Here is a 21,129-nt window from a genome sequence, read left to right as displayed (position 1 = left end):
TAGCCGAGGAGTCGTGCCATGCGACCACTGTGGAGCCACCGCCTGCGTCGGATCGGGCTGGTGACCGCCTGCACGGCGGTGTTGCCCGGGGTGCTCACGCCCGTCAGTGCGGCGAGCACCGTCGAGGGGTGCATCACCCGCGCGGCGTACCCCGTGGAGCGGCCCGCGCGGGACGACGGTCCGCCGTCGGCCGCCGAGGCCGCCGCGAACGAGCGGGACTTCCACACGCGACTGGCGGCACGGGGCGCCATCGCCACCCTGGCGCCGGAAGCCACCAAGGTCTACGTCCACGTCATCGCCAAGGACGAGACACCGGAGGGCGGCAACGTCCCCGACTCGGTGATCGACAAACAGCTCGAAGTCCTGAACGCCGACTTCGGCTCGACGGGGTTCAGCTTCGCGGTGCAGGAGATCACCCGCACCGTCAACGAGGCGTGGTCCAGCGACGCCAGCGGCACCAACCGGCAGGAGTTGACCCGAGACCTGCGCACAGGCGGAGCGGCCGACCTCAACCTGTACATCGTCGGCGGTATCGCGGGCGGGAACCTGGGTTGGTCGACGATGCCAGCCGAGTACAAGGCGGACCGGTCTGGCGACGGGGTCGGGGTGCTGTTCTCCGCCCTGCCTGGCGGCTCGACAGGCCCCTTCGGCGAGGGCAGGAGCGCGACCCACGGGGTCGGTGGCTGGATGGGGCTGTACAACACCTTCCTGAACGGGTGCACCTCTCCGGGGGACTACGTCGACGACACCCCGTACGAGGCGTCACCCGCCTTCGGCTGCCCGAACGACCGTGACACGTGCCCGCAGCCGGGCTTGGACCCGATCCACAACTTCATGGACTACAGCGACGACGCCTGCATGACCGAGTTCACCCGCGGCCAGATCGACCGGATGCGGCAACAGATGGCGACCTACCGCGACTTCGCCTGACGACAACACCGTAATGGCACCACCGTAATGGCACCAACGACAGGGCTATCGGTGACCACGCGCGTCGCCGGCACAGGGCAGGGTGCGTGGTCACCGTCGAGGCCCTCCACCGCGTCGGTAGCCGGGTGGGAGTGGTGGTCGGCGCGGGGCTCGGTGTCAGTGGGTCAGCAGGAAGCTGTCCACCAGTCCGGTGGTGTCGGAGATGGGCGTGCCGAGCAGGCAGCCGACGACGCTGCCGAGGTAGCTGGTGCCGGAGGTCACCTTGGTGGCGGTGTCACCCGCGTGGCGGCCCGCGGTGACGGTGCCGGTGTAGACGACGGTTTGGCCTGCGATGGTGGGTGCGGCCCAGTCGATCGTGCTGGTTCCCCCGGTGGCGTCATGCCAGGTGACGGTCTCGGTGAACGCCGGGCCCGCGGTGACCGGAACGCACCCCAGTGACAGCGTCACGCTCTCGCTACCGGTCGCGGTGGCACCGACGAGGCAGGTGCCGTAGTCGTAGGTCCCGCTCACCGTGACCGTCTGCGGAGTCACCGTGATGGCCGGGGAGAAGTTCCGCGAGAAGCCTCCCAGGCAGTGCGCGTCGACGGTGACGGCGCCCGCGGGAGCGCCGGGGAAGACCATCATCGCCACGGCGGTGAGAGCCGCGAGGACGATCGCCATGGGTCGTCGGACATGAGCGCGGGTGGACCGTGTCATGAGCGTTCCCCTTTCGGGCCGAGTTTCCGGGGGTGTCGCCCGGCCGAGCGCGTGACGGCGTGGCAGTCGCACGAACCGCATCGCGGATGGCCTGGGAGCGTTTCCACGCAGGCCCATCTCGGCGTATTCCCGCCGAGATCTCCAGGCCGCGGCAGCCCGGCGTTCACCCGGACAGCTTGTCGACGGTGGAGTCGGTCGGTGCCTAGGCTCTGGTCGTGGTGGCCACCGGCCCGATCGTCTCGGGCACCCGTGTTCCAGGAACCTCGCCGACACCCGCGACGCCTGCCCCGGCCCACCCGCGCGTCCATCCAGCCGTATCTCCACTGAGGACAAAGGAACGCTGATGCGTGACCGACTCCGCGCGGTTCTGAAGGGCAGCGGCACCGTGGCCGCCGCCGTTGTGGTGGTCTTCTCCTCGCTCCAGCGGCCCGCGCTGGCCGACACCCTGGTCGCGAGCAGTGAGCACGTCACGGTGGAGGCGTCCACGACCTCGGCCCGCCCGGGCGACCAGGTCACGTTCACCGTGACCGTCACCAACGACTCGGGTTCGGGGTCGACCGCGTTCGCGGGGGTGTTCGCGGACACGACCCTCTTCGACAGTCCCGGCACGTGCACCGTGATCACCGGGCCCACGCCGACCTCGTGCCAGATCGGTTCCAGCGGTCGGGCCGCGGTGGTGGAATGCGCCCCGGGGTGCGTCATCCCCGCGGGCACCGCGCTGCGCGCGCGGATCACCACCACCGTCGCCGCCATCGCCGCGCCCGGCGTCCACACGGTCACCCCGAGCGGCGGCCTGCACGACTTCGAACCGTGGACCCCGGCCACTTTCCCGTTCACGGTCCTCAGCGAAGCCGACATCGCGGTCGGCCTGACGGCGGTCCCGGGCCCGGCCTTGTCGGGCACGATCACCTACACCCAGACCGCGACCAACAACGGACCCGCGACCACGACCGCGGGCACCGTCATCACCACCCTGCCCGCCCAGGCCACCGGCGTCACCGGCCTTCCCGCCCACTGCGGCTACACCGCGGCCACAAAGAAGGTGGCCTGCGACCTCACCGCGCTGGCCAACGGCGCGACCACCACCAACACCTTCGCCGCCCAGTTGAGCCCCGTGGCCCTCGGCACCCAGTCCGCGACAGCCACCCGCACCACCAGCACCCCCACCGACCCGGCCCCCGGCAACGACACCGCCACGGCGACCTGTTCGGCGACCACCAGCCTGCTCATCTCCTGCTGACCCTCGTCTTTCGTGCCCGCGAAGGGCCTTCCCCCGGATCATCCGGAGAAAGGCCCCGTGAGCGTGCGGTCAGCAGACGATGACGAGGCTGGTGATCGCGGTGCACGCGGCGGTGGCGGTGTCGTTGCCGGGTGCGGGGTCGGTCGGTGTGCTGGTGGTGCGGGTGGCTGTGGCGGTGAGCGGTCCGGTGGTGAGGACGCCGAAGGACGCTCGGACGGTGTAGGTCGCGCTCGCACCGGGTTGCAGGGCGCCGATCGGGCAGGCAGCGGACTTGGTGGCCGGGTTGTAGGCGCAGGTGGCCGAGGCTGCGTTGGTGGTGGCGGCGGGCAGGGTGAGGACAACGGTGCCGCTGGTGGTGGCGTCGGGGCCGTTGTTGGTGATGGTCGTGGCGTAGTTGATCGTCGTACCCAGCAGTGGTGCGGTGGCGGTCAGCGTCACGCCGAGGTCAGCGGACGGAGGACCCGCGATGACGGCCGCACTGCTGGTGTTACCGGCGTCGATGGCAGCGACGCCGGTGAGATACGAGGTACACGGGCCCGTCGTGCCCACCCCGCAGACGCGCACGGGGATGGTGCGGTTGGTGGTGGTGCCGTCGCCGAGTTGGCCGCGGGTGTTGGAGCCCCAGGCGACCGCGTCCCCGCCGATCAGGGCCAGGCCGTGGCTGTCGCCGTCGATGGCGGTGACCCCGGACAGGAACGACGCGCACGGGGCCGTCGCGCCGACAGCGCAGACGCGCACGGGGGTGGCGCGGTTGGTGGCGGTGCCGTCGCCGAGCAGGCCCCGGAAGTTGGACCCCCACGAGTGCGCGACGCCGTTGACCACGGCGAAGGACGCGCCGTCGGCGGCAGCGCTGATGGCGGTGACCCCGGACAGGAACGAGCCGCAGGGCACGGTGGTGCCGGGCGCGCAGACCCGGACCGGGGTGGCGCTGTCGGCGTTCGCGCCGTCGCCCAACTCCCCGGTCAGCCCGTTGCCCCAGGCATGGGCGACGCCGCCCGCGACCGCGACCGAGTGGTTGCCCGCGTCGATGGCGGTGACCCCGGACAGGAACGAGGTACACGGAGCGGCCGCGCCGACGGCACAGACCCTGGTTGGCGAAGGGCGGTCGGTGGTGGTTCCGTCGCCCAGCCTGCCCCGGTAGTTCGATCCCCACGCGAGGACACCGCCGCCTGCCGCGGCCAGCGCGTGGGTGGATCCCGCGGCGATGGCGGTGACCCCGGTCAACGGCGCGACGCACGGCGCGACACCGTTGACCGCGCACACCGGGCCGGGGACCAAGCGGCTGGTGGTGGTTCCGTCGCCCAGGTAGCCGCCGCTGTTCTCGCCCCAGGACACGACCGACCCGGTGGACAGCAGGGCCAGGGAGAACCGGTTGCCTGCCGCGACCGCGGTCACCCCGGACAGGAACGACGCGCACGGGGCCACGGCGCCGACGGCGCACACGCGGACCGGGGTGGTGCGGTTGGTCTGGGTCCCGTCGCCGAGCGTGCCGTTGGTGTTGTACCCGGCGGCGGCGACAGTGCCGTCGGCGAGCAGCCACAGCGTGTGCCGCTCCCCTGCCGAGACCGACTTCGCGTTGGTCAGCTCCGCCGCGCACGGTGCGCTCGCGCCGATAGCGCAGACCGCCACCGGGTTCGACCGGTGCGTGGTGGTGCCCTCGCCGAGGTTGCCGTAGAAGTTGGCCCCCCAGGTCAGCGCCGGACCGGGCGCCACCGCGGCGGCTCGCGCGGCACCGGTGATCGCGGTCAGCCCCGCCGCCGCCAAGCCCAGGGCGACCAGCGCCGCAGTCCTGCCAAGCCTTCCTCGTACCACTTGTCCCACATCCCCTGACGGTGTCCTGTGTGGACGCCCGCGGATCGCGGGCCCCGGCCAACCGTTCCAAGGGAATCCGGACGGCGACAGCGCCCGAACCGGTCGAACCGCCGCCCGCGCCGCTACCCACGCGAGCAGTTCCGGCCCTCCTGCCGTCGGCAATCCCCCGACGAGGTGGCCTGGTAACACGATGGTGGCGGCTGATCGAGTGGCACCGGTACCACGAGGGTGATCTTTCTGATGTGATCGTGGCGCAGCCGACCGTGGGAGGAACGTCGCCATGTCCACCACCGCGCCCGGGTTCCGCAACTACGTCGAGGACATCCTCGACGGGCTTTCCGGCCCCGAGGTGGTGGTGAGCGGTGACCGCCGCCTGTCGGCGGAGGAGTTCCGCTCGTTGGTGTACCGCCTGGCGAGAGCACTGCGGGAGCGTGGCGTGGGCCGTGGGAAGACGGTGACGCTGCTGTGCGGCAACCTGCCGGAGACCATGGCGGCCCGGTACGCGGTCAACCTGCTCGGCGCGCACTTCAACCACCTCTACAACCGCCTCGGACCCGACGTCCAGGCCAAGATGATCGCCGATGTCGAGACCTACGCGCTCATCGTCGACCCCAGCCTGGCCGACCGCGCCGCGATCCTGGTGGCGGCGGTGCCGGTGACCCACGTGCTGGTACTCGGCCCCACCGGCGGCGTTGACGGCGAGGACCTCCTCGCCGCCGCCGCGCCGCACTCCGACCTACCGGTGGAAAGCACCGCACGCCCCGGCGACCTGTGCTTCATCCGCCACTCCGGCGGCACCACCGGCCACCCCAAGGGCATCCGCAGCACCTTCGGCCGAATGCGGAACTTCCACCGCGTCCGCGCGACGAACGACGTCGACGAACCCCGTGACCTGGTCTGCACCCCGCTCTCGCACGCGGGCGGATTCCTCGCCGACGCGACGCTCGCCGCGGGCGGCACCGTCGTGCTGCACTACGCCTTCGATCCCGGCGAGGTCCTGGCGACGATCGAGCGGGAACGGATCACGCACGTGTTCCTGCTGCCCCCGCTGCTGTACCGGGTACTCGACCACCCCGGCGATCACGACACCAGCAGCCTGTCGCGGATCACCTACGGCGGCACGCCCTCCGCACCGGTCCGCATCGCCCAGGCGGTCCGCCGGTTCGGCCGGGTCCTGCAACAGGGCTACGGCCAGTTCGAGGCGGGTGCCATCACCATCCTCCCCGCCGCCGAACACGACCCCGACCGCCTCGACCTGCTGCGCACCGCGGGCCGTGTCGTCCCCGGCGTCGAGGTCGAGATCCGCGACCCCGATGGCACAGCACTACCGCCCGGTCGGGTCGGCGAGATCTGCGTGCGCGCGGGCGAGGTCATGGAGGGCTACTGGAAGAACCCCGAACTCACCGCCCAGGTAGTCCGCGACGGCTGGGTGCACACCGGCGACCTCGGCCGATTCGACGACCACGGCTACCTCACCGTCGTCGACCGCCTCAAAGACATGATCGTCGTGGTCGGCGGCCACGTCTACACAACCGAACTGGAGGACTTCCTCACCACCCACCCCGACGTCCGCGCCGCCGCCGTCTACGGCGTCCCCGACGACGGCGGCGTCGAACGGATCCACGCCACCGTCGTCCTCGCACCCGACACCACGACCACCCCGGAGACCTTGCGCACGATGGTCCGCGACGGCCGGGGCGATATGTACGTCCCCGACCACATCCACCTCGTCGACTCGCTCCCCCTCACCGACGTCGGCAAACCCGACAAGAGGACACTCCGCCGCCAGGCCACTTCCACCCCCTGAACACCACCCGGCTGGACCGGGTGCCAGACCCGTTGGACACCAGGCAGGTCACCTCGCCGGTCCGACCTTCGCCGCGGTCAGCGGGAGAGCAAGGTCTGGGCGATGGCGGCTTGGACCGGGTCGAGGGTGGTGTCGCCGTCGTGGAGGGACCAGAGGGTGTTCTGGAGGGTTCTGGCCAGGGTCCAGGCGGCGGCGGTGGGGCGGTCCAGGGAGAGGGACTCGGTGAGGTGGTCGAAGCGGTGCAGCAGGTCTGTGGGGGTGTGGAAGTTGTTGTCCAGGGCGGGCATCAGGTCGAAGGCGGGGTGGCCGGAGATGGGTTTGGGGTCGATGGCCAGCCAAGGGGTGCGGGAACTGGCGAGGACGTTGTCGTAGTGGAGATCCCAGTGCAGTAGGCGGTTGCCGGGTTCGCTGATGGCTGCGGCGGTTGCGTCGGCGCAGGTGATGGCCAGGGTGCGTTCGGAGGGGTTGGTCAGGCGGTTCAATAGGGGCCGCTCGGCGAGCATCGCGGTGGCGATGTCGGTTAGGGTGCGGATCCCTGGTGGGGCGGGGACGTGCAGGTGGGACAACAGGTCTGCGATGACGGCGATGCCCTCTGACGCTGGGAGGGCGCTCAGGGGGCGTGAGGCGATGAGGCGCTCCAGGAGCATGGAGCCGGTTGGTTCGTCGTGGTCGAGTAGGTGGACCGCCGCGTTGCCTGCCCAGTGGCGCAATGCAAGCGGCTCGCCGTCGTTCTCCTCGTCGCGCGGCTGGAGCTTCAGGACTGCGGGTGTCCTGTCGGGACGGACGACGGGGATCACCAATGCGACCATGCCGTGGCGTGCGGGGCCGTCCACCTTCAGGGACCACCGGTCGAGCATCGTGTCGGCCAGTGTGGGCAGGGCGCGCAACCACGGCAGGTGTTCAGGACTCTGCTTCGCGTAGTACGCGGCAAGGGCGTCAGGCACAGGGATGGGCACGGCTGGATCCTCCTTCGCGTGAGTGGACAAGGCGAAGGAGGCAGCGGCGGTGCGCGAGGTCAATGGCCCATGGAACCCACTTTAGCCACCGAGTCGGGGATGCGGAGGGACTCGACCAGGTCGCGGTACAACGAGTCCGTGGCCAGGAGTTCGGCGTGGGTGCCGCGGGCGCGGATCCGGCCCTCGGCCATGACGATGATCGTGTCGGCGTCGACGACCGTGGAGAGCCGGTGGGCGATGGTGACCACGGCGGCGCGGGAGGCGTGGGCGCGGATGACGTCGTGCAGGGCGGCCTCGGTCAAGCCGTCGACCTGGGCGGTGGCCTCGTCGAGCAAGAGCACGTCGGGGTTGGTCAGGACCGCGCGGGCCAGAGCGATGCGTTGGCGTTGACCGCCCGAGACAGACGTGCCTGACAGCGGAGTATCCAGACCTTCAGGCAGCGTGTCCGCGAGGGTGTCGAGCCGGACGGCGGCCAGCGCGCTCTGGAGTTGGTCGTCGGTGGCGTCGGGGTGGGAGAACAGCAGGTTGTCGCGGATCGTGCCGGGGACAACCGGTGTCTCTTGCTCTACGTAGGCGAGGTGGGCTCGGATGTCGGCGTGGGTGAGGTCCCGATAAGGAACACCGTTGACGAGCAGCGAGCCTTCCTGGGGCTCTAGGAACCGCAGGATCAGGGAGAACAACGTGGTCTTACCCGCGCCGGACGGCCCAACGATCGCGGCATGGCCCACGCGCGGCACGTCCAGGTCGATCCCGCGCACGGCTGGCGGGGAGTCGGGCCCGTAGGCGGCGGTGATGCCCCGTAGTTCCAACACCGGCCCGGTAATGCGCGCGGCGGCGTTGGTGCTGACGCCCGAGGTCTCGACCGGTAGGTCGTCGACCTCCCGGATGCGCCCCGCGGCGGCGATGCCGTTCTGCAGCGCGGTGACGTTCTGGCTCAGCGTGGTCACCGGCCCCATCAGGCCGAACGAGTAGAGCAGGAACGCGATCAGCGTCGACACCGCCATGTCCCCGTCGGACACCCGCCACGCGCCGATCCCGAGGATCAGGATGATCGCGAGCTGGATGCCGCTCCACGAGATGGCCCAGGCGATCGCCTCCCGCCGGATCGCGCGGATACCCTGCTCGGCCGCGCCGCGGGCGTCGGTGATGATCGCTGCGCTCTGCCGCTCCTCGGCGCGGCTGGCCTTGACTGTGCGCACTGCTCGCAGCGCGCCTTCGAGGGTCCCGCCGAGCGCGCCGACGTGCGCCTGCGCCTTCTCCTTGGCGACCGCGATCGCGGGCATGAGCAGCCCGAACAGGATGGCGATGGCGATCACCGAGGCGACCGTGGTCAGGAACAGGACCAGGTCGAGCGCCGCCATCAGCACGAGCGTGCCGACCAGCATCACGACCCCGTTGATCAGGCCGATGACGCTGGACGCGGCCGCGTCGCGCAGCAGCAGGGTGTCGGAGGTGACCCGGGTGACGAGCTCGCCGGGCGCCCTGGAGCTGATGGCGGGGACGGTGGCGCGGAAGAACCGGTCGACCATGCCCTGGCGGGCGGCGAGGACGACGCGCTCGCCGAGGGTGCCCAGCACGATCGACTGCCAGGTCCACATCACGGCGCCGACCACGAGCAGCACGGCCATCAGCACGATGGGGCCGCGCAGGCCGCCGTCGGCGCCCAGGGAGTCGAGGACCCACTTGGTGGCCAGCGGGGTGGCCAGGCCGACGCCGGACCCGGCAAGGGCGAGCACCAGCCCGAGAGCGAGTCGGGCGCGGTGGGGACGGGCGAAGGACCAGAGGACGCGAAGCCGCCCACTTTTCGGAACGCTCATGCTCGATAGTGGAACATCCATGTTCCACCACGGTCAAGTGGAATACCGCTGTGGGCCGAGGGGACCTAGGCTGGGCCGGTGGATCTCCGCACCGCAGCAGCCGACACCGGGACCAAGGCCCGCACCCGCCGCGCGATCCTCGACGCCGCGGTCACCGTGCTCACCGCCGACCCGGCCGCGAGCCTGGCCGACATCGCCGCCGCGGCCGGGGTCGGGCGCACCACTGTGCACCGGTACTTCCCCGAGCGCGCCGACCTGACCACCGCGCTGCAGCAGATGGGCTGGGAGCACGTGGTCCAGGCGACCCGGCGGGCACGGCTCACCGAGGGAACCGGCGCGGACGGGCTGGACCGGCTCTGCCAGGAGTACTTCGACCTCGGCAACGTGCTGATGCTGGTGTTCAACTACTCCGACCCCGACGGCGACGTCACCTGGGACTGCGACCCCGACAACCAGTCCGTACTCGACCTCATCACCCGGGGCCACCACGACGGCAGCATCGACCCCACCCTGACCGGCCCCTGGATCCGCGACGTCCTCTGGGCACTGCTCTACGTCGCCTGGCAGCAGTCCCGGACAGGTGTCGCGTCCCGCCACCAAGCCCTCGACTCGTGCCTGCGCGCACTGCACAAGGTCGTGGCTCCCTGACGCCGGACCCGGTCTTCGTCGACCCGCGCCTGGTGGCCGTCTACGACACCTTCGACGCCCCGCGCGACGACCTCGACGCATACGTGGCCCTCGTCGGCGAGCTCGGCGCGCGGCGGGTGCTCGACCTGGGCTGCGGCACCGGCAACCTGGGCGTTCGGCTCGCGGAACGCGGCGTCGAGGTGATCGGCGTCGACCCCGCGGAGGCGTCGCTGGCGGTGGCGCGCGGCCGGGAGGAGCGGGTGCGATGGGTGCACGGGGACGTCGAGTCGGCGGCGGGTTCGGACGTTGACCTGGTCGTGATGACGGGCAACGTCGCGCAGGTCTTCCTGACCGACGCGCAGTGGGCTGGGGTGCTCGCGGGCTGTCGGGCGGCGACGCGGCCGGGTGGGTACCTGGTGTTCGAGACCCGGCGACCGCAGCGGCGGGCGTGGGAGGAGTGGGACGGCCAGGTGGTGCTGGACGTGCCGGGGATCGGGGCGGTCTCGCAGCGGCGGGAGGTCACCGAGGTGCGACTGCCGCTGGTGTCCTTCCGCTCGACCTACCGGTTCCCGGACGGCGCGGTGATCCCCTCGGACTCGACCCTGCGCTTCCGTGACCTGGACGAGGTCTCGCGTGATCTCGCCGCGCACGGGTACCGCGTGCTGGACGTCCGCGAGGCTCCGGACCGGCTGGGCAAGGAGTTCGTGTTCATCGCTCAGGCCAGCTCTTTGGTCATGAACACGCTGTTGGGGTCCTCGACGTAGGGCGGGAACGGGTCGCAGAAGGTGAACCCGTACTTCGCGTAGAGGGTCCGCGCCGGGGCGAAGAACTCGAACGACCCCGTCTCCAAGCTCAGCCGCTCATACCCGCGCCCGGTCGCGACCTCGACGATGTGCCGCAACACCAACGACGCCACCCCGCGCTTGCGGTACTCCCCCGCCGTCCGCATCGACTTGACCTCCCCGTGCCCCGGCGCCAACTCCTTGAGCGCACCGCACCCGGCGAGCACATCCCCGTCGCGGACAGCCCAGAACGTCACCTCGGGCTTCCGCAACCCCTCAAGATCCAGAGCATGCGAACTCCCCGGCGGCGTCACGGCCCGCAGTTGCTCGACGTGCTCCTCCAGGAACCGCGCCACCTCCGCACCTGACAGGTCGTCCACCACCACACGCAACTCACCCATGCGGGAAGCATCGCACCTACGGTTCCGCTGCGTGTCAGTTGAGAGGGGCGCCCTGCCAGTGCCAGGCGGTTTGGCGGGGTTTGCCTGGTAGGTCTATCCGGTTGGTCGCCCACAACAGGGCTGTCCACGGGTCTAGGTCTCTTACGTCTACGTGCGGGAACAGTCGCAAGAGGACACGGGTGCACAAGTCGCCGGGTGGGGTTATCGAGGTTCCCAGGCCGCGGGCGATGTCTGTGCCGTGGATCAGGATCTCGACGCACGCCATGGCGGCGAAGCCTTCGGGGTCGGAGAGGCCGGAGGGGTGGTAGGCGCGGGCGGTCGGGGTGGTGGCGCGGAGGGCGGCGGAGAGGATGCCCGCGCCTGCGGTGGCGAACTCCAGCAGGTCGGCGGGGGTGGCGTCCTCGTCGGCCTTGGCGAGGAAGCGGACGTAGTGGGTGGTGGGTTGGGCGACCACCTGGGCGGCGTAGGACAGCAGGCAGTCGCCGATGTGTTCGGCTGTGTGCCAGGCGGTCCACTCCCCTGTGCCGGGCGCTTCGGACCAGTTCCGGCTGGTCATGGGGGTCAGCGCGGTCGTGACGCAGGTGATGGCGGTGTCGAGGTCGGCGGGGTTCACGGGGTCTGCTCCAGGTGGCGGGTGATGGTGTCGCCGACGTGGGTGGCGGCGGTGCGGGAAGGGTCACGGGTGGCGTGGTTGTAAACGCGTTGGGTGGTGTCGACGCGGGCGTGGCCGACGTCGGATTGAACGTCGGTGATGTGGGCGCCCTGTTCCATCGCGGTGGTGACGTAGAAGTGGCGCAGGGCGTGGGGGTGCATCGCGCCCGCGAGTTCGTACAGGTCGGCGGCGGTGGCGAGGCGGCGCAAGAGGCTCCAGATGTCGCGGCGGTCGCAGCGGGTGCCGGTTCGGGTGATCAGGAGCGGGGCGCGGCCGGACGCGGTTGCCCTGGTGACCGTGGTGGTCGGGGCGGTGGGCAGGGCGTCGAAGTAGTCGGTGAGGGCAGACTCGGCGAGGTCGGTGAGGTAGACGGTGCGGATCTTGCCGCCCTTGCCGGTGACGCGCAGGGCGCGGCGGCCGCGGGTGGTGTGCAGGTCGGGGTGGTCGAGGTCGCACAGCTCGGACACGCGCAGGCCGAGGGTGAACAGGGCGACGACGGCGCGGGCGCGGAGGCGGTCTCGGGGGGATGCGCCGGGGCGGGGTCTGGCGGCGGCGTTGAGCAGGGCCGCGACCTCCGCGGGGGTGAGGGTGAGGATCGTCTTGGCCGGTTGGGGGTCGCGCAGGCCGAGGCGGCGGCGGTCGAGGTCGGCGGGGTTGGCGGTGACGAGGCCCGCGGCGGCGAGGTGTTGGTAGAGGGTGCGGACGGTGGCGAGCATGCGGGTGCGGGTCGCGGGGGCGGCACCGGCGGCGCGGAGGGCGTCTTGCCAGGTCAGGACGTCGATGGAGCCTGCCGTGACGGGGTCGAGGCCGGTTGAGGCGCACCAGCGGAGCCAGTGCAGGGGGCGGAAGCGGCCGGGGCGGGTCGGGGGGCGGTTTCGCTCGGGGTCGGTGATGTCGGCGTGGAGGGCGGCCGTGAGGTCGAGGGTGTCGGCGTAGGCGCGGAGGACGTGGACCCAGGTGTGGTCGGCGCGGCTGAGCCAGTCGCGCAGGTCGGTGACGCTCGTGGGCAGGCCCAGGCCCTCGGCGTACGTGCGGCGGGTGGAGGTCGCGCCGTACGACCGGAGCCAGGCGGTGATCTCGGTGAGCAGCCGGATCGGATCTCCCACCCCAGGCCAGAGGGTGCCCTCGGCGAGGTCCGTGGTGCGGGCGGGAAGTGTCCTTTGGTCCATGCGGTTAGGTTACCGACAAAAGGAGTGTTCTGTCGGCTACCTCTAACGTAATCATGTTTGGACTGCATGCTAATCTGAACATGTTAGGTTCGGTTCAGGCGAAAAGAGGCAGGATGAGCGCGGACGAACGACTATGTGCCCTGACGGGGTGCGAGAACCGGTTCTCACCACGCAGCAACCGGCAGCGCTACTGCTCTCCCGAACACGCGGCCGACGCGCGGACCCGACGGCGGGCCGTGGAAGACCTGGGGGTGGACGACTACCTGGGCGCGCTCCGGCAGTTGGGCCAGGACACCCTCACGGCGCTCCAACCCCGTGCCACCGAACTCACCACCGCGGCCGCCGAACTGACCACGGCGCTCAACACCGTCGTCGCCGGGTTCACCGACCTGGACGCCGCCGCCACCGCCCGCATCGCCGACGCCGAGGCCCGCGCCCGCCAGGCTGTGGCTGAGGCGGCGGAGGCCAAGGACCACTCCACCCGGATGGCCGCCGAGCGCGACACCGCCGTGACCCGCGCCAACACCGCCAACCAGGCCGCCGCCGAAGCCCACTCGGCCCGCCGCGCCGCTGAGTCGGACGCCACCACCGCCCGCCGAGACTTGGCCGCAGCCGTCGAGGCCCGCGCCCTCGAGTCCTCCCGCGCCGACCGCGCCGAGTCAGCCGCCGCCGAAGACCGGTCCCGCGCCGAATCCGCAGATCAGCGCGCCGCCCGCCTCGCCACCCGCGTCCGAACCCTCACCACCGAACGCCGCGACCTCTGGCACCGCCTCACCACCGAGACAACCCGCGCCGAGTCAGCAGCAGCCGAGGCCCACTCCGCCCGCCAAGCCGCCGAGTCCGACGCCACCACCGCCAAGCGCGACCTCACCGCCGCGACCGAAGCCCACTCCGCCACCCAGCAGGACCTCGCCACCGCCACCGCCCACCTGGCGGCCACCCGCACCGAACTCGACACCCTCCGCGCCGACCTCACCACCACCCGAACCGCCCTGGCCGACGCCCACACCCAGGCCACCCAGGCTCAGTCCCAAGCCCAACACGCCGCCGACGCCCGCATCGAGGCCCTGCACCGCGACCACACCCAGGCCCTCGAACGCCACCTCACCACAGCCCTCACCGCGACCGCCGCCCGCAACCGCGTCCAAGCAGAACTCGCCTACCTCCTCGACTCCCCCACCGACTCCCTCCCCACCCACCTACGCCGCCTCCACGACTCGGTGTTCGAGGACAACGTCAACCAGCCTTGACCCCTGTCGGCCTGCATCGGGCGCCGGACATGCCCGCTTGGTGGCTGATGGGGCGGACGCGGCCAGGGTTGACCAGAGGGCAGCGCTTCTGGCGAGGTTCGGTCTTCAGTTGCCGCTGGTGGCGTGCACTCTCTGCGCGAATCCGGCCAGACCGGGCATCGCTGCCTGCTGTCGAACTCCCATCAGTTCGGTGACCAGTGTGCGCACGGTGCTGCGGGTGTGGACCTCGTCCGGTGCGAGGCGTTCCGCCTCCAGCAGGGTTCGATAAGCGTCAGCGGGCTTGTCCCATTGCGCGGCGGCGAGCGCGGTGTCCACGAGCAAGCGCGCCCGGCGTTCGACGCTGGGGATCTGCGCGATGGGCACGCTCGCAGCGTGGCGCAGCGCGGTCCCGGCGTCGCCAAGCAGGTAGCTGGTGGATACCCGGTGGCTCACGATGTTCGCTGTCAAAGCCCTGTGCCGCAACGGATCGTCGACCAGCCGTCGAGCGGTCGCGGCGGCGTCGTCAAGCAGTTCGGTCGCCCGGTCGCGGTCGCCTGCCCGTGCCGCAGCGTAGGAGGCGGAACAATACAACATGCCGTGCATCGCCACATGCGCTGGCGAAGGGTCCGGTCCTGCGGTGGTGAGGTGGTCGGCGGCGGCGAGGGTGAGCGTCTGGGCACGGTCGTGGTGGCCCGCGCGGCGGGCGGCGGAGGCCACCATGCGCTGGGCTTCAGCGGAGATCAGCGGATCCTCGGCACCGGCGGCGGCGCGCATGGCCCGATCGGACGCGATCCACTCCAGCCCGGAGGAAGGGTCCAGTTTGGTCAGTACCCGACTGGCGAGGGTGTACGCGGTGGCCAGGAGTCCATGCGCGGCTGGAGTGTCGGACTCGCGGCTGGTGGCCTCGCCCGCCGCGATCACCAGCGGCAAGCGTCGCGCGAGGTCGAGATAGCGGCAGGCGAGGAAGTCCTCCTGGACGGTGCGCAGACTCCGGTGGACCTCGATCAGCGGCGCGGGCTCGCCCGGCGCGATCGGCCCGAGCAAGACGTCGCCGAGGCGCTCGGTGAGCACGGTCGCGGGGTCCGCGGAGGCGAACGCGTCCGCTCGGCGTGGCAGGGCGAAGGCGGCCCCGGCCATACCCGCGACCGCAAGGAACGCCCTTCGCCGCATCGCGTCTCCTTCGTCAGCCGGTGTCGCCGTCCCGACCCTAGCCACCGGCGTCGCCGTCGAGGTGGTGCCGGGCCGGTGCTCGACCAACCCGAACAGGAACGCGGGCACTCCGAGGGCGTCCACCATCCTGCGCAAGATCTCGACGTCGCGCAGTGGTTGCCGTCCGGTCTCCATCCGCGACAGCGCCGAGATCGAGTACCCGCACCGGCCTGCCAGGTCGGCCAGGGTCAGTCTGTTGGCTTGGCGTAGTGCGCGCACGATGGTCCCGGCGGCGCCCGTGGCCACCGCGGTGGCCACGCCTTCGGTTCGCCAGATGCCCCTGGTGGTCGAGGCGGGGGCGCGGATCAGCCGGTTGGCGGTGTTCGTACCGGTCGACGCCACCGGGCAGGCGCGGCCGGTGGTCGTGGGGGCGGACGCGGTGATCGGCGCGTTCGCGGTCGTGCACGGCGGGACGACCCTGGAACAGCAGGCGCGCGTGGAGGAGCACGCGATCGTCGGACAGCCCGAACTCGGCTACGCCGTCGGCGCTACCTACCCCGGCGCAGGGGCGGACACGATCGTCGGGGAGAGCGCGGTGATCAGAGCGGGCGCGATCCTCTACGCCGACGTCCGCGTCGGAAGCGGCGCGGTGATCGGCCACCGCACCCTGCTGCGTAGCAAGGTGCGCGTCGGGCAAGAAAGCCAATTGGGGCACAACCTGACCGTGGAGCGCGCGAGTGTTATCGGCAGTTCGGTTCGGTGCTCGCCAGGCTCGCACATCACCGGGTCCACCGTGATCGCCGACCGGGTGTTCCTCGGAGCCGGGGTGCGCACGGTCAACGACAAGACCTTGACCTGGCGAGACGCCCACCGGGAGCCGGTGCTGGCCCCGCCGCGGTTCGACTTCGGCGCCAAGGTCGGCTCTGGGTCCACGATCCTGGCAGGCGTCGTAATCGGTGAGCACGCCCTGGTCGGCGCCGGGTCAACGGTCACCTGCGATGTCGCGCCCGGCGTGGTGGTCTACGGCAACCCGGCCAGGGTTCACAGGCAGGTGACGCGATGAGCGGCGCGGCGATCGAAAGTTGGCTGGAACCGCTGCGTGCGGTGCTCGACCCGGCGGACGAGGTCTGCTGGCCGCGGCTGCGGGATTTCGCGGACTGCCTGGACAGCGCGCTCGGCCGCTACCCGGTGGGGGCCGACCTGCCCGCGGGACCGCCACGCAGTGGGCGACTGCTGGAGGTGCGCGCCGTACTCGCGGCCGCGGGGTTCGCCGACAACTCGCCGGCGTTCCAGCTTCTCGCGCAGTTCGTGGCCGGGTACCGCGACATCGACCTGCGTGACGCGACCGGTCTGGGGCACGGTGACCTGATCAGGCGCCATGGCACCGAGCGCACCCGGCGACGGTGGCTCCCGAGGTTGCGCGCGGGCGCGTTGGCAGGGATCGCGATCACCGAACCGCACGGCGGTTCCCAGGTCGCCCGCACGAGCACCCGTGCCATGGCAGACCAAGCGGGGACGTGGCTGCTCACCGGCCGCAAGACCTGGATCAGCAGGCTGACCGAGGCTGAGTTGTTCGTGGTGTTCTTCCGTGCGCCGCATGGCCGCTTGGCCGCCGCGGTGGTGGACGCGGCCGATCCCGGGCTGCACCGCCGGACGCTGTCCCCGGCAGGGTTGGCGGGGTGGACGTGGGGTGTGCTCGACCTCGACCAGGTGCCCGTCCACCCGCACGACGTGCTCTCCCAGGACGGCATGGCGATGTTGCGCGGCCACTTCGCGGTCTACCGGTCGTTGGTGACCGCGACAGCCCTAGGAGCCGCGGCCGCCGTGTTCGACACGGTGACCACGAACTTGGCCGACCGCCGCGCGGATGGCCGGATAGCGCGGATCCGGGACTCCAGCCTGGTCAGTCTCGGCCGCGGCCATGCCCGACTGGTCACCGCGCTACTGGGCACCGCGACGGCCTCGCGGCTCGCGGTCGCCGGGGACGAACGCGCCGAACTGTGGGGGTGTGCGATGAAGGCGCACGGCGTGGACACCGCGCACCGGGTCGTGGCAGAACTCGCGGTCCTGTTGGGCGCGGCGGGTTTCCAGGTCTCGTGCCAGGCTGTGAAGACCAGCCGAGATCTCAGCGGGCTGCTCTACGCCGATGGCATCCACGACACCCTCTACCGCACCGCGGGCAAGCAGCACATCCGTCCCGCAACGAGAGAGAGTGAGGGTGCCTTGGCAGCAGGTGCGTGACCTCGGCACTGGGCAGGGCCGTCGTCATCAGCCGATCGGACGGCCCTGTTCGCACAACACGGTCCTATTCGTCTTCACCGCGCGCAACGCCGAGGCGATCCGGTCAGCCAGCAGCGGTTTGACCAACGCGCGAGCCTCGTCCTCGGTGCACAGGTCGGCGGCGAGGATCTCCCCGTCGATGAAGGACAACCCGACCAGGTCCGCCTCGTCGAGCAGGCCACCGTCGAAGACGAACACCACGCCTTCGTCACGGCCGTCCTGGGGCCGCACGTAGTCCACGACCAGCAGCGCGCCCACCGGTCGATCGGTGATGCCCAGTTCCTCGGCGACTTCCCTGGCCGCGGTGTCCCAGGGGGACTCGTCGGCCTCACCAGCGCCGCCGGGGATCTCCCAGTTGGGCTTGTAGGAGGGTTGCAGCAGCAGAACCTTGTCTCGGGCGTCCCGGAACAGCACACCAGCGGCCGTGCGCTTGCGGTTGAGGCTCGCTACGTACTGCTCGACCGGCACCACGGCTGGGGTAGTCATCCGAGCGACCTTATCCACGCCCCGGATGGCTTCGAGATCCGGGCCGGGCGATCGGGGTGGGTCAGTCGAGGGGGAAGCAGCCGCTGGTGCCGGTGTAGGTGAGTTGGGTGGGGTTGAGGCCGCCCCAGATGTCGGTGCGGGTGTTGGTGCCGTAGTAGCGGGTGTCCTTCTCGGTGACGTTGATCAGGTCGTAACGGGCGGCGTGGTCGAGGAGTTGGCCGCTGCGGGAGTAGGTGTCGGCGCCAGCCGGGTCGGTCACCTGGTAGACCCAGGTCCACCGGCAGGCGGACGGGGTGGTGGTGCTCGCCTGGGCGGGGGTGACCACGAGCGCCATCGCTGCCGCGACCAGCACCGCACCTGTCATACGTCGGGACATCCGTCTCAACTCCTGTCTCGATGTGCCGAGCCGATCCTCACCGACCGCCCCTCCCCCGTGTACCGCCTGTTGCGGGAGGCCGATCGGGCTGCGCCAACCGGCTCAGGCCGGGCGGTTGAAGAGGCGCTTGGACCAGAGGTAGCCGCCGAGGGCGATGAGGGCGCACCAGGTCAGGGCGATCCAGGCGTTGGAGCCGAGGGGCTTGGCCATCAGGAGGGCGCGGAGGGTCTCGATGATGGGGGTGAAGGGCTGGTACTCGGCGAACCAGCGCAGGACGGTCGGCATGGAGTCGGTGGGGACGAAACCGCTGCCGAGGAAGGGAAGCAGCACCAGGGGCATCGGCAGGTTGCTCGCGGTCTCGACGCTCTTGCTCACCTGGCCCAGGGCGACGGCGAGCCACACCAGGGCGAAAGTGACCGCGGCGAGGAAGCCAGCCGTGGCCAGCCAGCCGCCGAGGCCCGCGGTGGGGCGGAAGCCGACCAGCAGGGCGACCGCGGTGACGACGGTCAGGCTGATCGCGGCTTGGACCATGCTGCCCAGGACGTGGCCGGTCAGCACTGACACGCGGGCGATGTGCATGGTTCGGAAGCGGGCGATGATGCCCTCGGCCATGTCCATGGCGATCGAGATGGCGGTGCCCTGGATGGTGGCTGTGACGGTCATCAGGATGATCGCGGGGGCCACGTAGTTGGCGTACTCGGCGCGCCCGCCCGAGCCGCCCAGGCCCGCGCCCAACGTCCCGCCGAAGACGTAGACGAACAGCAGCAGGAAGACCACGGGCATCGCGATGAGCGTGACGGTCATCGACGGGTACCGCACCATGCGCTTGAGGTTGCGGCGGAGCATTGTCGCGGAGTCGCGCAGCGGGTGGAAGCGCAGCGCCTGGCTGGGGGTGGTCACGGTGCGGCCACCTTCCTGGTGTCGGTGAGGGCGAGGAAGACGTCGTCGAGGTCGGGGGTGTGCACGGACAGCTCGTCGACCTCGATGGCGCGGTCGTCGAGCAGGCCGATCAGGGTCTTGAGCGAGTGCAGGCTGCCGTCGCTGGGCACCCGCAGCGCGAGCGTGTCGTTCTCCCGGGATGCCTGACCCAGCACGCGCTGGGCGGCGTCGAGGCCGTCGGTGTCGGCGAACCGCAGGCGGACGTGCCCGCCGGGGATGCGGCGCTTGAGCTCCTCCGCCGTGCCCTCGGCGACGATCCGGCCCTTGTCCAGTACCGCGATCCGGTCGGCCAGTTCGTCGGCCTCCTCCAGGTACTGCGTGGTGAGGAAGATCGTCACGCCGCCCGCCACGAGATCGCGCACGATCTGCCACATGTCCCGGCGGCTGCGCGGGTCCAGGCCGGTGGTCGGCTCGTCGAGGAAGATCACCCGCGGGCTGCCGACCAGGGTCATCGCCAGGTCGAGCCGCCGCCGCATACCGCCGGAGTAGCTGGAGGCGGGCTTGTCGGCCGCGTTGACGAGGTCGAACTGGTCGAGCAGGCCGGTGGCGCGCCGCTTGCCGTCAGCCCGGGAGAGGTGGTGCAGGTCGGCCACCAACCGCAGGTTGTCGCGGCCGGTGAGCAGGTTGTCCACAGCGGAGAACTGGCCGGTGACACCGATCGCGGCGCGCACGGCGTCCGCTTCCCGCACCACGTCGTGCCCGGCGACGCGGACGTCACCGGCGTCGGGACCGATCAAAGTGGACAGGATCTTGACCGCCGTCGTCTTGCCCGCGCCGTTCGCGCCGAGCAGGGCGAAGACTGTCCCTTGTGGAACGGTCAGGTCGATGCCGTCGAGCACGACGTGGTCGCCGAAGGACTTGCGCAGGCCGGTCGCCGCGATCGCGGGCCGGGGGTGGGTGGTCATGGTCGGACTCCTCGGGGATCAGGAACGTCGGATGGTGATGGCGCCGAACGAGGTGTGCGCGTGCACCTCGGCGGTCTCGTCGGACTCCTCGGGCCGGGTGGCGTCGGTGAGCAGGTTGCGCACCTGGCCGAACCCGGTGCTCACGTCGAGCCAGGCGGCGGTGCCCTCGGCGATGCCGATCTCCAGGTCGCCCATCGCCGTGCCCAGCTCGATCGAGCCGCGGGCGATCCGGCCGACCCGGATGGCACCGAGCGACGACTTCGCCTCGACGCCGGCGCCCGCCTGCTCGACGGTGATGTCGCCGTTGGCCGAGCGCACCCGGACGTCGCCGGTGACCGAGCCGATCTCGGTGCCGCCGTTGGAGTTCTTCACCACCAGCGAGCCGTCGACGCTGCCCAGGTGGACCCGCCCGGTGCCGGTGTGGACCTCGGCGTCGCCCGCGATGCCGTCGGCGGTGACGTGACCGGCGGAGGTGTCGACCCGCAGCGGTCCGGTGCGCTCGAGCTGGACGTTGCCCACCGAGGTCTTGTAGCGGAACTCGCCGAGCACGCCGGTGGTGGTCAGGTCGCCCATCCGGACGTCGCCGGAGAGCCGGGACCCGGTGGGGACCTCGATGGTGACGTCGACCGACCTGGTCTTGCGGGAGAAGTCGAAAACGCGGGCTTTCGGGCCGACGACCTGGAGCACGCCGTTGGCGTAGTCGACCCGGACCCGCTCGGCGGCCTGCACGTCGGACTCGTCGTTGGGGTCGGTGGGGCGGACGTCGACGGTGGTGTCGGCGCGGTCGCCTGCGGTGATCCGGACGGTTCCGGTGCCGAGCTCGAGGGTGATGGCGATGGGCTCGGGTGTGTCGAATGTGGGCATGGCTGTCCCCTA

General features: G+C 71.1%; 21 protein-coding genes. 8 read left to right on the top strand and 13 right to left on the bottom strand.

Annotation, left to right across the window (positions count from 1 at the left end):
• The first annotated feature begins 18 nt into the window (after positions 1–18).
• Positions 19–930 carry a zinc metalloprotease gene (locus CLV68_RS15120; protein ID WP_121391279.1) on the top strand — a complete coding sequence of 304 codons (912 nt, stop codon included), beginning with the start codon at positions 19–21 and terminating at the stop codon, positions 928–930.
• 156 nt (positions 931–1,086) lie between these two features.
• On the opposite strand, the gene CLV68_RS15115 is transcribed toward CLV68_RS15120, so the two are convergent.
• The gene (locus CLV68_RS15115; RefSeq protein WP_121391278.1) at positions 1,087–1,590 is read right to left on the bottom strand and encodes a hypothetical protein; all 504 of its coding nucleotides are present in this window, start codon (positions 1,588–1,590) and stop codon (positions 1,087–1,089) included.
• A gap of 379 nt (positions 1,591–1,969) precedes the next feature.
• Here CLV68_RS15115 and CLV68_RS15110 point away from each other — a divergent pair, with 379 nt between their 5' ends.
• A complete protein-coding gene (locus CLV68_RS15110) occupies positions 1,970–2,866 on the top strand; it encodes a DUF11 domain-containing protein (protein WP_121391277.1) in 897 nt (298 codons plus the stop codon).
• 69 nt (positions 2,867–2,935) lie between these two features.
• Here the strand turns inward: CLV68_RS15110 and CLV68_RS15105 are convergent, their stop codons facing one another.
• Positions 2,936–4,678 carry a DUF11 domain-containing protein gene (locus CLV68_RS15105; RefSeq protein ID WP_170224376.1) on the bottom strand — a complete coding sequence of 581 codons (1,743 nt, stop codon included), beginning with the start codon at positions 4,676–4,678 and terminating at the stop codon, positions 2,936–2,938.
• 280 nt (positions 4,679–4,958) lie between these two features.
• Between CLV68_RS15105 and CLV68_RS15100 the strand changes: the two genes are divergently transcribed.
• The gene (locus CLV68_RS15100; protein WP_121391275.1) at positions 4,959–6,485 is read left to right on the top strand and encodes an AMP-binding protein; all 1,527 of its coding nucleotides are present in this window, start codon (positions 4,959–4,961) and stop codon (positions 6,483–6,485) included.
• Positions 6,486–6,562: 77 nt separating this feature from the next.
• Here CLV68_RS15100 and CLV68_RS15095 read toward each other — a convergent pair whose 3' ends face one another.
• Positions 6,563–7,441: an aminoglycoside phosphotransferase family protein gene (locus CLV68_RS15095; protein WP_121391274.1), complete on the bottom strand. Its 879-nt coding sequence runs from the start codon at positions 7,439–7,441 to the stop codon at positions 6,563–6,565.
• A gap of 59 nt (positions 7,442–7,500) precedes the next feature.
• Positions 7,501–9,258, bottom strand: a complete 1,758-nt coding sequence (locus CLV68_RS15090; protein WP_121391273.1) for an ABC transporter ATP-binding protein — start codon at positions 9,256–9,258, stop codon at positions 7,501–7,503.
• A gap of 78 nt (positions 9,259–9,336) precedes the next feature.
• Here CLV68_RS15090 and CLV68_RS15085 point away from each other — a divergent pair, with 78 nt between their 5' ends.
• Positions 9,337–9,906, top strand: a complete 570-nt coding sequence (locus CLV68_RS15085) for a TetR/AcrR family transcriptional regulator (protein ID WP_121391272.1) — start codon at positions 9,337–9,339, stop codon at positions 9,904–9,906.
• Complete coding sequence (locus tag CLV68_RS15080) at positions 9,870–10,649, top strand: class I SAM-dependent DNA methyltransferase (RefSeq protein WP_246009888.1); 780 nt, start codon at positions 9,870–9,872, stop codon at positions 10,647–10,649. Before CLV68_RS15085 ends, CLV68_RS15080 begins: the two co-directional genes overlap by 37 nt.
• Here CLV68_RS15080 and CLV68_RS15075 read toward each other — a convergent pair.
• From CLV68_RS15075 to CLV68_RS15065, 3 genes are read right to left on the bottom strand one after another with little or no spacing between them, the layout of a single operon-like run.
• A complete protein-coding gene (locus tag CLV68_RS15075) occupies positions 10,601–11,068 on the bottom strand; it encodes a GNAT family N-acetyltransferase (protein WP_121391271.1) in 468 nt (155 codons plus the stop codon). The genes CLV68_RS15080 and CLV68_RS15075 overlap by 49 nt on opposite strands.
• Positions 11,069–11,102: 34 nt before the next feature.
• Positions 11,103–11,681: a DinB family protein gene (locus CLV68_RS15070; protein ID WP_246009887.1), complete on the bottom strand. Its 579-nt coding sequence runs from the start codon at positions 11,679–11,681 to the stop codon at positions 11,103–11,105.
• Positions 11,678–12,889 (bottom strand): tyrosine-type recombinase/integrase, encoded by a 1,212-nt coding sequence (locus CLV68_RS15065; protein ID WP_121391270.1) that lies wholly within the window; start codon positions 12,887–12,889, stop codon positions 11,678–11,680. Before CLV68_RS15065 ends, CLV68_RS15070 begins: the two co-directional genes overlap by 4 nt.
• Before the next feature lie 251 nt (positions 12,890–13,140).
• Here CLV68_RS15065 and CLV68_RS15060 point away from each other — a divergent pair, with 251 nt between their 5' ends.
• Entirely contained in the window at positions 13,141–14,139 is a 999-nt protein-coding gene (locus CLV68_RS15060) for a coiled-coil domain-containing protein (protein WP_121391269.1), read from the top strand.
• Between the two features lie 105 nt (positions 14,140–14,244).
• Here the strand turns inward: CLV68_RS15060 and CLV68_RS15055 are convergent, their stop codons facing one another.
• Positions 14,245–15,585: a helix-turn-helix domain-containing protein gene (locus CLV68_RS15055; RefSeq protein ID WP_170224375.1), complete on the bottom strand. Its 1,341-nt coding sequence runs from the start codon at positions 15,583–15,585 to the stop codon at positions 14,245–14,247.
• A gap of 16 nt (positions 15,586–15,601) precedes the next feature.
• Here CLV68_RS15055 and CLV68_RS35635 point away from each other — a divergent pair, with 16 nt between their 5' ends.
• Complete coding sequence (locus tag CLV68_RS35635) at positions 15,602–16,330, top strand: DapH/DapD/GlmU-related protein (RefSeq protein ID WP_211346555.1); 729 nt, start codon at positions 15,602–15,604, stop codon at positions 16,328–16,330.
• Complete coding sequence (locus CLV68_RS15045) at positions 16,327–17,508, top strand: acyl-CoA dehydrogenase family protein (protein ID WP_121391266.1); 1,182 nt, start codon at positions 16,327–16,329, stop codon at positions 17,506–17,508. Before CLV68_RS35635 ends, CLV68_RS15045 begins: the two co-directional genes overlap by 4 nt.
• A 27-nt stretch (positions 17,509–17,535) precedes the next feature.
• Here the strand turns inward: CLV68_RS15045 and CLV68_RS15040 are convergent, their stop codons facing one another.
• The 5 genes from CLV68_RS15040 to CLV68_RS15020 all read right to left on the bottom strand — a co-directional run bounded on the left by CLV68_RS15040 (position 17,536) and on the right by CLV68_RS15020 (position 21,117).
• A complete protein-coding gene (locus tag CLV68_RS15040) occupies positions 17,536–18,033 on the bottom strand; it encodes an NUDIX domain-containing protein (RefSeq protein ID WP_121391265.1) in 498 nt (165 codons plus the stop codon).
• 61 nt (positions 18,034–18,094) lie between these two features.
• Positions 18,095–18,409, bottom strand: coding sequence for a hypothetical protein (locus CLV68_RS15035; protein WP_147459999.1), 315 nt, complete (start codon positions 18,407–18,409; stop codon positions 18,095–18,097).
• Positions 18,410–18,511: 102 nt separating this feature from the next.
• On the bottom strand, positions 18,512–19,255 hold the full coding sequence (locus tag CLV68_RS15030; RefSeq protein WP_121392289.1) for an ABC transporter permease: 744 nt from the start codon (positions 19,253–19,255) through the stop codon (positions 18,512–18,514).
• 50 nt (positions 19,256–19,305) lie between these two features.
• Complete coding sequence (locus tag CLV68_RS15025; protein ID WP_121391263.1) at positions 19,306–20,253, bottom strand: ATP-binding cassette domain-containing protein; 948 nt, start codon at positions 20,251–20,253, stop codon at positions 19,306–19,308.
• An 18-nt stretch (positions 20,254–20,271) separates the two neighbouring features.
• A complete protein-coding gene (locus CLV68_RS15020) occupies positions 20,272–21,117 on the bottom strand; it encodes a DUF4097 family beta strand repeat-containing protein (RefSeq protein ID WP_121391262.1) in 846 nt (281 codons plus the stop codon).
• Positions 21,118–21,129 lie beyond the last annotated feature (12 nt).

The organism is Actinokineospora cianjurensis (assembly GCF_003663795.1).
GTDB lineage: Bacteria > Actinomycetota > Actinomycetes > Mycobacteriales > Pseudonocardiaceae > Actinokineospora > Actinokineospora terrae.
This window is presented reverse-complemented; position numbering and strand designations above follow the sequence as displayed.

What these genes read in the sequence shown, in the direction of transcription:
- CLV68_RS15115 (WP_121391278.1), bottom strand. Translation starts at nt 1,590, where the DNA reads ATGGCGATCGTCCTCGCGGCTCTCACCGCCGTGGCGATGATGGTCTTC.
- CLV68_RS15110 (WP_121391277.1), top strand. Translation starts at nt 1,970, where the DNA reads ATGCGTGACCGACTCCGCGCGGTTCTGAAGGGCAGCGGCACCGTGGCC.
- CLV68_RS15100 (WP_121391275.1), top strand. Translation starts at nt 4,959, where the DNA reads ATGTCCACCACCGCGCCCGGGTTCCGCAACTACGTCGAGGACATCCTC.
- CLV68_RS15035 (WP_147459999.1), bottom strand. Translation starts at nt 18,409, where the DNA reads ATGTCCCGACGTATGACAGGTGCGGTGCTGGTCGCGGCAGCGATGGCG.
- CLV68_RS15025 (WP_121391263.1), bottom strand. Translation starts at nt 20,253, where the DNA reads ATGACCACCCACCCCCGGCCCGCGATCGCGGCGACCGGCCTGCGCAAG.
- CLV68_RS15065 (WP_121391270.1), bottom strand. Translation starts at nt 12,889, where the DNA reads ATGGACCAAAGGACACTTCCCGCCCGCACCACGGACCTCGCCGAGGGC.
- CLV68_RS15090 (WP_121391273.1), bottom strand. Translation starts at nt 9,258, where the DNA reads ATGAGCGTTCCGAAAAGTGGGCGGCTTCGCGTCCTCTGGTCCTTCGCC.
- CLV68_RS15075 (WP_121391271.1), bottom strand. Translation starts at nt 11,068, where the DNA reads ATGGGTGAGTTGCGTGTGGTGGTGGACGACCTGTCAGGTGCGGAGGTG.
- CLV68_RS15040 (WP_121391265.1), bottom strand. Translation starts at nt 18,033, where the DNA reads ATGACTACCCCAGCCGTGGTGCCGGTCGAGCAGTACGTAGCGAGCCTC.
- CLV68_RS15045 (WP_121391266.1), top strand. Translation starts at nt 16,327, where the DNA reads ATGAGCGGCGCGGCGATCGAAAGTTGGCTGGAACCGCTGCGTGCGGTG.
- CLV68_RS15120 (WP_121391279.1), top strand. Translation starts at nt 19, where the DNA reads ATGCGACCACTGTGGAGCCACCGCCTGCGTCGGATCGGGCTGGTGACC.
- CLV68_RS15020 (WP_121391262.1), bottom strand. Translation starts at nt 21,117, where the DNA reads ATGCCCACATTCGACACACCCGAGCCCATCGCCATCACCCTCGAGCTC.
- CLV68_RS35635 (WP_211346555.1), top strand. Translation starts at nt 15,602, where the DNA reads ATGCCCCTGGTGGTCGAGGCGGGGGCGCGGATCAGCCGGTTGGCGGTG.
- CLV68_RS15030 (WP_121392289.1), bottom strand. Translation starts at nt 19,255, where the DNA reads ATGCTCCGCCGCAACCTCAAGCGCATGGTGCGGTACCCGTCGATGACC.